Consider the following 12,573-nt stretch of genomic DNA (forward strand, 5'->3'; position numbering starts at 1 on the left):
ATGAAGATTCGTAACAGAAAGAGATACTTCCGCCATGCCGGGATATTATGGCATGGGGCGTCGGGGCGGATCGGTTAACAAGGTCTGCAACACTTGCGGGATCTCATGGGTCCGATTGGGTAACTGTTCAAACTGTTTCGATGGTTCCTGGGTTGCACGAGAGGTTTCCATGAATGCTGTTGCAATATAGGTTGTTATCCGGTACCGGACTATCGCATAAAGATGTGGTTACTGAAAATAGAAATGCCGCCCCGGATGGGCGGCATTTCGGATATCGTTTTGACGTATGCGGTTATCTTGCCACGTTCACGGCTCTGCGTTCACGGATCACCGTTACTTTGATCTGGCCGGGGTATTGCATGTCATTCTGGATCTTGTTGGCGATCTCGAAGCTCAGGCGGTCTGCATCGTTGTCTGTTACTTTCTCGCTTTCAACGATCACGCGCAGCTCGCGGCCTGCCTGGATAGCGTATGCTTTTTCGACACCGTCGTATCCCATGGCGAGATTTTCCAGATCCTTGATCCTTTGCAGGTAGCTCTGCATGATCTCACGGCGTGCGCCAGGGCGTGCACCGCTGATGGCATCGCAGGCCTGTACGATGGGGGAGATCACGTAAGCCATTTCCATTTCATCGTGGTGTGCGCCAATGGCGTTTACGATAGCGGCATGTTCGCCGTATTTCTCAGCCAGTTTGGCGCCCAGGAGGGCGTGGCTCAGTTCGGATTCTTCGTCGGGTACTTTACCAATATCATGCAGCAGGCCGGCGCGTTTGGCGAGTTTGGGGTTGAGGCCCAGCTCGGCGGCCATCACGGCGCAAAGGTTAGCGGTTTCTTTGGAGTGCATCAGCAGGTTCTGGCCGTAAGAGGAACGGAAACGCATTTTACCGACCATACGCACCAGTTCTTTGTGCAGGCCATGAATGCCCATTTCTATCACGGTACGCTCGCCGATCTCCATTACCTGTTCTTCCAGCTGGCGTTTGGTCTTTTCCACTACTTCCTCGATACGGGCGGGGTGGATACGGCCGTCCTGCACAAGGCGCTGGAGGCTGAGACGCGCAATTTCACGGCGCAGCGGGTCGAAAGAAGAAAGCACGATGGCTTCCGGGGTATCGTCCACGATCAGGTCCACGCCGGTAGCCGCTTCGATGGCGCGGATGTTACGCCCTTCACGGCCGATGATCTGGCCTTTGATCTCATCGCTTTCCAGGTTGAACACGGTGATGGCGTTCTCGATGGTCTGCTCCGCGGCTGTACGCTGGATGGACTGTATGATGATCTTTTTGGCTTCTTTGTTGGCTTTGGTCTTTGCTTCTTCGATGATCTCCTGGATGTGGCTGAGGGCCTGCGTGCGGGCCTCTTCTTTCAGGCTTTCGATGAGCTGGTGGCGCGCTTCTTCCGCAGTAAGGGCGGCCACTTTTTCCAGGCGGCGGATGTGCTCTTCCTGGTGTTTTTCCAGTTCTGAACGTTTGATGTTCACCAGTTCTATCTGGCGCGCGAGGTTTTCCTTGATGGCTTCATTTTCGGTAACCTGCTTCTGTATGTTGTCGTTCTTCTGGTTAAGTGATTGTTCTTTTTGTTTGATGCGGTTCTCTGACTCGGTGATCTTCTGATTACGCTGCATTACATCCTTGTCGTATTCAGACTTCATCTGGAGATATTTCTCCTTTGCTTCCAGCAATTTGTCTTTTTTCAGGTTCTCTGCACTCAGCTGTCCTTCTGCGATGATCCTTTTAGCCTGCTCTTCTGCTTCCTGAACTTTTATTTGGGTGTTTTTAGCGAATATCAGTTTTCCGAGTATTATTCCAACCGCCAGCGCCACGGCTCCGGCGACTATTACCATGATGGATTCAGTCATATCTCAATATTTAATAGTATTTATAATTACGTCCCTGGCCCGTTTCCGACGAAAGGGCTAAAGCCGACCCGCGAAAATAACAAAAAAATAGCAGCAAAGCACAGGGGAGCATGTGATAATGAATAATTTATGGATGCTAAACGTTGCGGGGAAGGGCTATTTAAGCTGCTCATCCAACAGATTGTCAAGGTGTTGCAGCTTTTCCCGGAGGAAAGGGGCTACCCCGGCCTGGGCTTTGCCGCCGCTGGTGGCCGGATGGGTGGCGTACATGATCAGGGCCATGGCGATATAGTCCTGGATATCTTTTCCGGCATAGGCAGCTTTGAACTCGATGATCTTTTCATTCACTTCTTTCATCACTCTGCGTACGTCTTCTTCTTCTTCAGTACGGATCTTGATCCGGTAAGTGCGGTCCGCGACAACAATATTAACGGGTATTAGAGGTTCCATTGTATTGGCTTGGTTGTGGTGTATGTTACAAATGTAACAAATACGCGCGCTTCCCGAAGTGGAAAAATAATTGCTGTGTTTTTGCACAAAGCTGTGATAATTATATTTATAATTGATGAAAATATGCGCATGCCTAAAATTAGTGATAGAGGCTCGTTCACATTGAGTTTAAAAGAATCTTGCCTGCAAATTTTCACGTAGGTATGTGCACAATTGTCAATTAAAAACTTATCTTCGCTATGAACCTGAAGTCAGACAAGGCTAAAACAGGCGCTGGCAAAAAGCCCGCAGCCCCCAGGAAATCTTTGACAGATGACATGCTCGTGTCCTACGAATCTATCGTGAAAATGCAGGAAATGCTGTATTCCAAGAAGATAGAAGCAGCCAGGGCGGGAGTGACCAAAGAGCAACTGACGCGGCTCAAGGAGATCTTTGAGCTGGATTATGACACGCTGAGCACTTTGCTGATCGTTACCAACCGGTCCCTTCACCTCAAAAAAGGAAAAGACATCCTGAGCCGTAATGTCAGCGACCGCATCATCGCCATTGCAGATGTATTCAGCCTGGGATATAATGTTTTCCGGGAAAGAGAATTATTCCATAATTGGCTGAAGAGCCCATCGGATGATCTGGACGGCGTGGTGCCGATTGCCTTGCTGGATACGTTCACAGGTATTGAGGAGGTAAAAAAACGATTGCAGAGGATAGACGCATTTAACTAAAACAAAACCATATATGAATTTTTATAGGCTGGCCAGCGAAACTGGTTTCCGCGATCTGAGCGGAGCCCGGGTGGAGGGCCGATGGAACAAAGCGACGGATGATTGTCTCTATGTAGTAGATCATCCGCTGATGTGCCTGCTTGAAAGTGCGCTCGTGCAACTGGAGCCAGTTACGAGGATTGCCCCCGGGCGTGGTATTGGCGTCCTGGAAGTGCCTGACGGAAGTATTAGGATTTTTACAAAAGAAGAGTTGCCCTTTGGGTGGGAACTCGTGCCGGAGTTCAGTAGCCGGGCCTTTGGTGCAGCGCAATTAGAAGCAGCGGAAACATTGGTATTAGGTTTTCCTGCGCGCAGGTTTGAACGGGAATATCACTATGTGATCAACTTGCGGCATCCGCTGGCGCGGGAAGTGAAGGTAGTTGACTTTTATTATCCTTTCCCGTTGAGGGGAGGAGGCGATTAAGAATTCAGCAACGCAATACAACGGTCTATCTCCCGGATATAATCGTTGATCTTGCCCCGTACCTCTTTCCTGAACGCGTCTTCTTCTTCCGAAAGACCGTTGCCCTGCGTCATGGTGGCTATTTTGGCCAGTTTCAGTTTCTCATCCAAAGCCTCTATGGTCTGCAGTTGCAGTTGCAGCTCGTCCTGCTGCTGCTGCACCTGCTCGCGCAGCATGGCATTATCCGCCTGCAACTGCTGTAATTTCTTAAACAGCTGCTGGAGCTTGTCCTCTATGCTTTGTATGTACTGTTCGATCTCCATTTATTTGCGGATTTCCGCCTGTAATTGTGATTCGAAGGCTTTTACCAGTTTGTTCATCAGAGCATCCGTATCCTGGTCCGTCAACGTTTTCTGTTTATCCTGGAAAGTGAAGCTCACGGCGTACGACTTCTTGCCGGCGCCCAGTTTTTCGCTTTCGAAAACGTCGAACAGGTTGATATGTTGCAGGAGGGATGTTTTTACAGAACGTGCCGCCGTTTCCACCGCCGCAAAGGTCACCGCTTTATCCAGCACCAGTGCCAGGTCCCTGCGCACGGCGGGGAAGCGGGGGATCTCTTCGTAGAAGGAATCTTTGGTTTGTAGCTGTTGCAGTATCTCTTCCCAGTAAAAATCCGCGAACCAAACGGGTTGTTTGATATCGAATTCCTTCAGTTTCTGGGGAGTGACGCCGCCTGCTACTGCTATGGTTTTGCCGTTCAGGGCAATTTCGAATGCCGGTTGCAGGCCGTGAATATGGGAAGCGGTCATCTGTGCGGCGGGCAGTGCCAGCTGCTGCAGGATGTTGCCGATGAAACTTTTCAGGTAATAAAAATCCACCGGCTGGCTTTTGTGCATCCAGTTCTCGGGGAGCTTCTGCCCGGTGAGGTAAAGGCTCAGGTGCGCCGTTTCCGGGTACTGGCCAACGGCTTCTTTCTGGTAGGTTTTGCCGAATTCGAAGAACAGCAGGTCTTCGTTGCGCCGGTTCAGGTTATAGGCAATGCGTTCCAGGCCGGTTTCCAGCATGGAGGGGCGCATCACGTCAAGGTCTGAAGTAAGGCTGTTCAGCATCGTTACCAGCGAATCCTGGTCCAGGTGTTTGTAATACTGGCTGTTGGTGATGGAGTTGGTGAATATCTCGGAAAAGCCGTTCGAGGCGAGATAATCCGCTACTTTTTCCTTCACCCGCTCTTTATCGGGCTGGGCCTGGCGGCTGGGCACCATCCGTACGAACTCGGGGATGGGGATATTGTCCAGGCCGTCTATACGCATCACTTCTTCCACGATATCCGCCGGGATATTAATGTCCGGCTTGTGCAGCGGCGCGGTTACACGCAGTTCCATGTCATTTTCGGAATGAACGGTGAAACCGAGGGTGCAGAGGATGTTTTTCACTTTTTCAGGGGCGTAGGTATGGCCGCTGAGTTTATTGATATAGGCGTATGTGATGTCTATATGTTTATGAACGGCTGGCGTGGGGTACACGTCCGCGATGTCCGAAGCGGGCGCGCCATGCGCCAGTTCGTTGATCAGGGCCACGGCTCTTTCGAGGGCGAAAGGCGCCAGGCCGATGTCCAGCCCTTTTTCAAAACGTACCGCTGCGTCTGTGCGCAGGCCATGGCGTACGGAGGTTTTCCGGATGCCGGTGGCGCTGAAATAGGCGCTTTCCAGGAAGATATTGGTGGTTTCCGCCTTTACGCCAGAATTGAGGCCGCCGAATACGCCCGCGATGCACATCGGGTTGTTCTCGCCGTCGCAGATCATCAGGTCGCCCGCATCCAGCTTGCGTTCCTTGCCGTCCAGGGAGAGGAATACAGTGCCGGCGGGCAGGTTTTGGATCACTACTTTGCCGCCTTTCACCTGGTCCGCATCAAATGCGTGCAGAGGCTGGCCGGTTTCATGAAGCACGTAGTTCGTGATATCAACGATATTATTAATGGGCCTTACGCCGATGGCCAGCAGTCGGTGCAGGATCCAGGCGGGGGAAGGCCCTACTTTTACGCCGGTGATGCTTTGGCCGCAATAACGGGGGCAGGCCTCGTTGTTTTTCACTTCCACGCCGATGTTCAGCGGCTGTGCGGCCCTGGTGGCTGCGTGGATACCGGGCTTTCGTACCTGGTAAACCGCCGTGTTCTCATGGTTATTCATCCAGGCGCATACGTCCCGGGCTACGCCCATGTGGCTCATCGCGTCCATGTGGTTCGGGGTGAGGCCTATTTCGTATACCCAGTCCTGTACGGGCTGAAACAGCTCGCGGGCGGTGGTGCCGGGTTTCAGGGAGGAGTCGAGCACAAGGATGCCGTCGTGGCTGGCGCCGAGGCCTATTTCGTCTTCCGCGCAGATCATGCCGAAACTTTCTTCTCCGCGGATCTTGGCTTTTTTCATGGTCAGCGGCTCGCCGGTGGAGGGGTAAATGGTCGCGCCGATAGGGGCTACCACTACTTTCTGGCCAGTGGTTACGTTGGGGGCGCCGCATACGATGGACAGCGGTTCGCCATTACCGATATCTACTTTGGTCAAACGGAGCTTGTCTGCGTTGGGGTGTTGTTCCACGCTCAGTACTTCACCGATCACCAATCCTTCCAGGCTGCCTTTCACACTTTCAAACCGCTCGAGGCTTTCCACTTCGAGGCCGATGGCCGTCAAAATCACAGAAAGTTCCTCCGGGGTTGGTTTCACCGGTAAATAATCACATAGCCAGTTGTACGAAATAGTCATTGTATGCTCCTTGTATTATCCTGCCCGATACGCTTTGTATCGATTTAATTTTGTGAAAATCAATTATTTAAATCATTTTTGCACGCTTCGTGCAGCCGTGATTGTGCCGCGTAAAGTTAACAACTTCTGCTGTACGGAAAGGGGGAATTTTCCCAAACAAAATGTGGAAAATCTTTTTGCACAAAAAATGTGAATAATCGGACCTTTGCTATGGATTTTCTGTCATTTTGGTGGATAACCCGGATGGAAACGGTGGATAACCCGGTACGGTATGTGACTTAACCGGTGGATTGCCGACGGATAAATATAGTTCTGAAGGAAGCAGGTTTTATCGGAAAAATGCCGTTACCTTAGTTTCCCTGGCTGAAAAAAATTTACAATTTGTTAAAGATAGTTGAAGGATCAAGGTGCCCAAAATGTTGTAAATGTATGAGCAAAAGCCATCCAGTAACCATTTTTTTAACCTTATTAACGCCTAGAATATAAATGGATCTCAATCTTAAGAAAGACCGTAACACCCGCCGCAAACCCGGCGTAGACATTTCCACCATGGTGTACGGTAAAATCCCCCCTCAGGCGAAAGAATTGGAAGAAGCTGTATTGGGTGCCCTTATGCTTGAAAAAGGGGCGTTTGACGTTGTGATCGAGATCCTTAAAGCCGAGTGTTTTTATGTGGACGCCCACCAGAAGATATTTGGATCCATGCAGCGCCTCGCCGCAAAATCGATGCCGGTGGATATCCTCACCGTCGTGGAAGAGCTGAAAAGCTCCGGCGACCTGGAAGTGGTAGGCGGCCCTTTTGCCGTTACCCGCCTGACCAACCTGGTCGTTTCCTCCGCCAATATTGAGGCCCACGCCCGTATCGTATTGCAGAAATTCATCCAGCGTGAGCTGATCCGCATCTCCGGGGAGATCATCAGCGAAGCCTATGAAGATACCGCCGATGTGTTCGACCTCCTGGATGCCGCGGAATCCAAACTGTTTGAAGTAACCAATAATCACCTCCGTAAAAACTACGATTCCATAGACCGCGTACTGGTGAACACCATTAAGCGTATCGAAGACCTTCGTAACAAAGGCGACGATATCACCGGTGTGCCCTCCGGCTTCCCCTCACTGGATAAGATCACCTACGGCTGGCAGCCTTCCGACCTTATCATCCTGGCGGCCCGTCCCGCGGTAGGTAAGACGGCCTTCGCGCTGAACCTGGCCAGGAACGCAGCCCTTCACCCGAAATTCCCGAAAGGCGCGGCGGTATTCAGCCTTGAAATGTCCAGCGGGCAGATCGTACAACGTATCCTTTCCGCGGAATCGGAAATTCACCTTGAAAAGATCACCAGGGGTAAACTGGAAGAACATGAAATGCGCAAGCTGATGACCCACGGTATCGAACGCCTGGCCAAAGCCCCCATTTTCATCGACGATACCCCCGGTCTCAATATCTTCGAGCTGCGCGCCAAAGCCCGCAGGCTGGTACACAACCACGGCGTGGGCATCATCATCATCGACTACCTGCAGTTGATGAGCGGCTCCGCAGACGGCAGGAACACCAACCGCGAGCAGGAGATCAGCAAGATATCCCGCGACCTGAAGGGCCTTGCAAAAGAATTGCATGTGCCGGTACTGGCGCTTTCCCAGCTTAGCCGCGACGTGGAAAAACGTAAGGACGGCAACAAGATGCCCCAGCTGAGTGACCTTCGCGAATCCGGTGCGATCGAGCAGGATGCGGACATGGTAATGTTCATCTACCGCCCTGAATACTATGACATCACCACGAACGAACATGGCGAATCCAATAAAGGGGAAACGCACGTACGTATCGCGAAACACCGTAACGGTCAGCTTGACACTGTAAAGCTCCGCGCGGTGCTGCAATTCCAGCGTTTTGAGGACGATGGTTTTGTGGATGGCCCCCCCGCGCCCGCGGGTGGCGGCGGAAACTCCTTCGCCGGCATGAAAGGCCACCAGGGCAGCGGCAGTTACGACGAAGCCAAGATCTTCATCCAGAAAGGATCGAAGATGAACGATATGGATTTTGAAGACGATGCATTCGGAGATGCTCCTTTCTAACAGGAACATCTTTTAAGAGATACTAAAAAGCCGGTGCGTTCTGAAAAGAAACCGGCTTTTTTAATGGATCATACACCATGAAACGGATATACACCAAATACAAAACACACTACACTCATAACTTCCATCTTGCATACCCCGTAGTGATCTCGCAGCTGGGCCATACGCTGGTAGGCCTCAGCGACAGCATCATCATCGGCCATACCGGCAAAGTGCCGCTGGCCGCCGTATCACTCGGCGTAAGCCTGTTTTCCATTTTTATGGTGACGGGCATCGGTATGTCCTATGGCCTCACGCCATTGATCGCGCAGGAGAACGGGCGGGGCAACCGCAGCAGCTGCGGGCATTTGCTGGCGCATAGTTTTATCATCAACATGATCACCGGGCTGGTGCTCACCGGCGGCATACTGCTGGTGGGGCATAACCTGGAGCGCATGAAACAGCCGCCGGACGTAGCGGCGCAGGCAAAGATCTTCCTGCAATACCTCGCCGCGTCTTACATCCCGCTGATGGTATTCCTGACATTCAAACAATTTGCGGAAGGGCTGGGCTTTACAAAGCAGGCGATGAACATCAGCATTATCGGAAACCTGCTGAATATCCTGCTGGGCATCACCCTGGTGTACGGCCTTCTTGGGATGCCGCGTATGGGCATTGCGGGCGTGGGTATTGCCACGTTTACGGACCGTCTGTTGATGGGCGTCACCATGGCCTGGTATGTGCTGAAAAGCCCGCGATTTAAAGAATATTTAGCTACGTTCCATTTCCGGGAGATCAGTGCCGCTTCGCTGAAAAAGATCACCGGCCTGGGCATGCCTGTGGCCCTGCAATATATTTTTGAAGTGAGCGCATTCAGTGGCGCGGTGATCATGGCGGGCTGGATAGGCTCCGCGCAGCAGGCTGCACACCAGATCGCGATCAGCCTTGCATCCATGACGTATATGATGGCCAGCGGCATATCTGCCGCGGCGGGCATACGCAGCGGGAACAATCTCGGCGCCGGTAATTTCCGGGACCTTCGGCATTCCGCCATTGCAAGTTATCATATGGTGCTGGTGCTCATGGGCATCGCGGCTTTGGTGTTTGTATTGGGCAACCGGCTGTTGCCCGCCATGTACATCCAGGACCCCGCGGTGATCCACATCGCTTCGGGCCTGCTGCTCATCGCGGCTTTTTTCCAGCTGTTCGACGGTACGCAGGTGGTGGGCCTCGGCGTGCTGCGCGGCCTCGGCGACGTGAAGGTGCCTACGGTGATCACCATGCTGGCATACTGGGTGCTGGGCCTGCCGGTAGGGTACCTGCTGGGGTTCACGTTTGGTTTTGGTGTGTATGGTATCTGGTGGGGGCTTTCGCTGGGATTGCTGATCGCTTCGGTATTACTGTTTTTCCGTTTTCAATCCATTACACGCGGCCTGGAACAGACCGTCGGAAAAGTATAATTTTACAGGATGGAGTTACCCGTATTTTACGCAAAGGAACTGATACCAGGGGCAGCGTCCTACACGATGGACGAGCCCACTTCCAAATATTGCATCCAGGTGCTGCGGCGGCAGAAAGGAGATAAGGTGCTGCTGGCGGACGGCAAGGGCAACCGTTACGAAGCGGAGATCGCGGACGATCACCGGAAGAAATGTGTAACGGCCATCAGGCAGGTGGAGCAGATGCCTGAACCTGAGCCGCGTATTCGTATAGCCATCGCCTTTACCAAAAATGCGGCGCGTATGGAATGGTTCCTTGAAAAGGCGGTGGAGATCGGCGTGCAGGGGATTATCCCGCTGGTGACGCTGCGTACTGAAAAAGAAAAACTGAAGGCGGAAAGACTGGAAAACATCCTCGTTTCCGCCATGTTGCAATCCCGCCAATGGTTCCTCCCTGACCTGGCGGAGCCCACGCCGCTTGAATCGCTCATGAGTGCTACGGAACAGCGTTTTATCGCCCATTGCCTGCCCGGTGATAAACAACACCTGTTTGCCGCGATGCAACCCAATAAAGATTCGCTGCTATTGATCGGGCCGGAAGGTGACTTTGCCCCGCAGGAAGTGGAGCTGGCGCTGCAATATGGTTTTGTGCCGGTGAGCCTGGGCAATACCCGCCTGCGCACAGAAACGGCTGGGATGGTGGGTTGTGCCCTGATGGCCGGTGTAAATGCTTCAAATTAGATCGTTCTCATCATAAAAAAAGGGCCGCGTTACCGCAGCCCTTTTCGTTATAAAGTATTTATATAGAATATTTTAGGGGTATGGCTCGTACTATATTAACTCCTGATCAACTCCGCCTCATCTCCACCTCAACTCCGCTTCTCCTTCGGCTACCATTGTATTTCCCTATAACTGCCCAATAATGACCTTGCTGTTAATATACTACTACCTATAAATATAAGTCGTTCATTATGAATCCTTTTCTTTCGGGTCCACAGGGCCTCTCAGTTGCACCGGATCGGATTTTTTCCGCATTTTCATATTCAGCAGTTCTACCGCAAAAGAGAAGGCCATCGCGAAATACACATAGTTCTTCAGGTGAAGGCTGTGCGCCGCTTCCGCATTCCACCCTTCAATGATCAGGATGCCGCCCACCATGATCAGGAAAGAAAGCGCCAGCATTTTGAGCGTGGGATGTTTGTGTATGAAATTACTGATGCGCGGGGCGAAGGTGAACATGATGAACATGGCGATGATCACCGCCACGATCATGATCTCCACGTGTTTGGCGAGCCCTACGGCCGTGATGATACTGTCAAATGAAAATACCATGTCGATGATGATGATCTGCCCCACGACATTCAGCAGCGTGGCGCCGCCTTTGCCGCCGAGTTTGGGCGCTTCTTCATCATCGCCTTCGAGTTTATGATGTATTTCGAGGGTGGTCTTTATGAGCAGGAACAAACCGCCGGCCAGCATGATAAGGTCGCGGAGCGAAATGCCTTTGTCAAAGATGTAGAACAGCGGGTGTACGGCTGCCACAATACGGCCGATGAGCAGCAGCAGGATAATACGTACCGCAATACCGGTGAACATCCAGATACGCCGTGCCTGGAGCCTTTTAGCCTCGGGCAGGCGGTTCATAACGATAGATACAAAAATAACGTTGTCGATGCCCAGCACCACTTCCATGACGGTGAGGGTCAGTAAACTGATAAGAGAATCTAAGGTCAGTAATTCTTCCATGATTTATGATTGTGATGATAATCCCTGGCAGATCTTTTTAACAATGGCCGGCCCTTCGTAGATGAAGCCGGTGTATACCTGCACGAGAGAAGCGCCGGCATCCAGTTTTTCCTGTGCGTCGGCCGCGGTAAAGATGCCGCCTACGGCTATGATGGGGATCTTGCCGCCGGAGCCTTTATGTATGTAACGGATCACCTCGGTGGCGCGTTCTTTTACGGGGAGCCCGCTCAGCCCGCCCATGCCGATCTTTTCCAGCTCCGTGGCCGGAGTGGCAAGGCCTTCGCGGCTGATGGTGGTATTGGTAGCTACAATGCCCGCCAGTCCTGTTTCCTGGATGATCTCGATGATATCGTCCAGTTGTTCATTGGTAAGGTCCGGGGCTATTTTCAGCAGGATGGGTTTGGGTTTGTTCTTTTGTGAATTCAGGGTCTGCAGGTGATGCAGCAACTGTTTCAGCGGTTCTTTTTCCTGTAATGCGCGGAGGCCGGGGGTATTGGGGGAACTAACATTCACCACGAAATAATCCACCCCGTCGAACAATGCATGGAAACATTTTTCGTAATCGCTGACGGCTTCTTCGTTCGGGGTCAGTTTGTTTTTCCCGATATTGCCGCCCACAATGATATTGGAGCGTCTTTTCTGTAATCTTTTGGCTGCGGCCCTCACGCCTTCGTTGTTGAAGCCCATGCGGTTGATCAGGGCCTGGTCTTGCGGCAGGCGGAACAATCTTGGTTGATCGTTGCCCGGCTGCGGCAGGGGGGTGACGGTGCCTATTTCCACGAATCCGAAGCCGAGATGGGCCAGTTCGTCGATATAACGGGCGTCTTTGTCGAAACCCGCGGCCAGGCCTACGGGATTGGAAAAGGTAAGGCCCCAGAGTTTTTTTTCCAGGCCGTTGTTTTTAGGCTGGCAGAAAGCATCCAGCACATTTTTGCCGAATGGAAGGGCGTTCACCACTTTTAATCCCCGCATCACCGTATGGTGAATGCTTTCAGGGGGAAAGCCGAAGAGTATTTTCTTTATAAAACCGTACATGTACGCGCAAAGATATAAAATTGCCATTCACCAATCCCTATTTGGTTAATCAGCTGTAGCCGCCTAATTTTGCCCC

General features: G+C 52.1%; 11 protein-coding genes. 5 read left to right on the forward strand and 6 right to left on the reverse strand.

Going from position 1 to position 12,573, the window contains the following annotated elements:
- Positions 1-292: 292 nt before the first annotated feature.
- A complete protein-coding gene (gene rny / locus EG028_RS21460) occupies positions 293-1,858 on the reverse strand; it encodes a ribonuclease Y (protein WP_120518382.1) in 1,566 nt (521 codons plus the stop codon).
- 156 nt (positions 1,859-2,014) lie between these two features.
- Positions 2,015-2,308 (reverse strand): cell division protein ZapA, encoded by a 294-nt coding sequence (locus EG028_RS21465; protein WP_120518383.1) that lies wholly within the window; start codon positions 2,306-2,308, stop codon positions 2,015-2,017.
- A 239-nt stretch (positions 2,309-2,547) separates the two neighbouring features.
- Here EG028_RS21465 and EG028_RS21470 point away from each other — a divergent pair, with 239 nt between their 5' ends.
- Both EG028_RS21470 and EG028_RS21475 read left to right on the forward strand, forming a co-directional pair.
- Positions 2,548-3,030, forward strand: a complete 483-nt coding sequence (locus tag EG028_RS21470; protein ID WP_120518384.1) for an antitoxin Xre/MbcA/ParS toxin-binding domain-containing protein — start codon at positions 2,548-2,550, stop codon at positions 3,028-3,030.
- 13 nt (positions 3,031-3,043) lie between these two features.
- Entirely contained in the window at positions 3,044-3,493 is a 450-nt protein-coding gene (locus EG028_RS21475) for an RES family NAD+ phosphorylase (RefSeq protein ID WP_120518385.1), read from the forward strand.
- Here EG028_RS21475 and EG028_RS21480 read toward each other — a convergent pair.
- Together EG028_RS21480 and pheT are read right to left on the reverse strand one after the other, a co-directional pair.
- Positions 3,490-3,795 carry a hypothetical protein gene (locus EG028_RS21480; RefSeq protein ID WP_120518386.1) on the reverse strand — a complete coding sequence of 102 codons (306 nt, stop codon included), beginning with the start codon at positions 3,793-3,795 and terminating at the stop codon, positions 3,490-3,492. The genes EG028_RS21475 and EG028_RS21480 overlap by 4 nt on opposite strands.
- The gene (gene pheT / locus EG028_RS21485; RefSeq protein WP_120518387.1) at positions 3,796-6,228 is read right to left on the reverse strand and encodes a phenylalanine--tRNA ligase subunit beta; all 2,433 of its coding nucleotides are present in this window, start codon (positions 6,226-6,228) and stop codon (positions 3,796-3,798) included.
- A 486-nt stretch (positions 6,229-6,714) separates the two neighbouring features.
- On the opposite strand from pheT, the gene dnaB reads away from it, so the two are divergent.
- From dnaB to EG028_RS21500, 3 genes are all read left to right on the forward strand, one after another.
- Positions 6,715-8,298 carry a replicative DNA helicase gene (gene dnaB / locus EG028_RS21490; RefSeq protein WP_120518388.1) on the forward strand — a complete coding sequence of 528 codons (1,584 nt, stop codon included), beginning with the start codon at positions 6,715-6,717 and terminating at the stop codon, positions 8,296-8,298.
- A 77-nt stretch (positions 8,299-8,375) separates the two neighbouring features.
- The gene (locus EG028_RS21495; protein WP_120518389.1) at positions 8,376-9,737 is read left to right on the forward strand and encodes an MATE family efflux transporter; all 1,362 of its coding nucleotides are present in this window, start codon (positions 8,376-8,378) and stop codon (positions 9,735-9,737) included.
- A gap of 9 nt (positions 9,738-9,746) precedes the next feature.
- Positions 9,747-10,457, forward strand: coding sequence for an RsmE family RNA methyltransferase (locus EG028_RS21500; RefSeq protein WP_120518390.1), 711 nt, complete (start codon positions 9,747-9,749; stop codon positions 10,455-10,457).
- Between the two features lie 228 nt (positions 10,458-10,685).
- Here EG028_RS21500 and EG028_RS21505 read toward each other — a convergent pair whose 3' ends face one another.
- The gene (locus tag EG028_RS21505) at positions 10,686-11,462 is read right to left on the reverse strand and encodes a TerC family protein (RefSeq protein WP_120518391.1); all 777 of its coding nucleotides are present in this window, start codon (positions 11,460-11,462) and stop codon (positions 10,686-10,688) included.
- A gap of 3 nt (positions 11,463-11,465) precedes the next feature.
- On the reverse strand, positions 11,466-12,524 hold the full coding sequence (locus EG028_RS21510) for a quinone-dependent dihydroorotate dehydrogenase (protein WP_241559190.1): 1,059 nt from the start codon (positions 12,522-12,524) through the stop codon (positions 11,466-11,468).
- Positions 12,525-12,573: the final 49 nt, after the last annotated feature.

Origin of the sequence: Chitinophaga barathri (genome assembly GCF_003807585.1) — a bacterium.
Classification (GTDB): domain Bacteria; phylum Bacteroidota; class Bacteroidia; order Chitinophagales; family Chitinophagaceae; genus Chitinophaga; species Chitinophaga barathri.